This window comes from Cobetia sp. SIMBA_158, assembly GCF_046566945.1.
GTDB classification, from domain to species: domain Bacteria; phylum Pseudomonadota; class Gammaproteobacteria; order Pseudomonadales; family Halomonadaceae; genus Cobetia; species Cobetia amphilecti.
The window spans coordinates 1-247 of sequence record NZ_JAWJYL010000851.1; the positions used below are offsets into that span (position 1 = coordinate 1).

At 45.3% G+C, this 247-nt stretch carries 1 pseudogene; it reads left to right on the forward strand.

Annotation, left to right across the window (positions count from 1 at the left end):
* Window positions 1-247, forward strand: a pseudogene (locus R2R70_RS22240) (Holliday junction branch migration DNA helicase RuvB); the annotation flags it as partial.

Consider the following 247-nt stretch of genomic DNA (forward strand, 5'->3'; position numbering starts at 1 on the left):
CTGCACGTTCTATTAAACTGGATTTGCCGCCATTTACGTTAATAGGCGCAACAACACGTGCAGGCTCACTCACATCTCCACTACGTGACCGTTTTGGCATAGTGCAGCGTTTAGAGTTTTATTCAGTAGAGGATTTATCGCATATAGTGGGCCGCTCAGCTCATTATCTTGATTTAGAAATGTGCGACGATGGCGCTAGTGAAATAGCTAAACGATCACGAGGTACGCCGCGTATTGCTAATCGTTT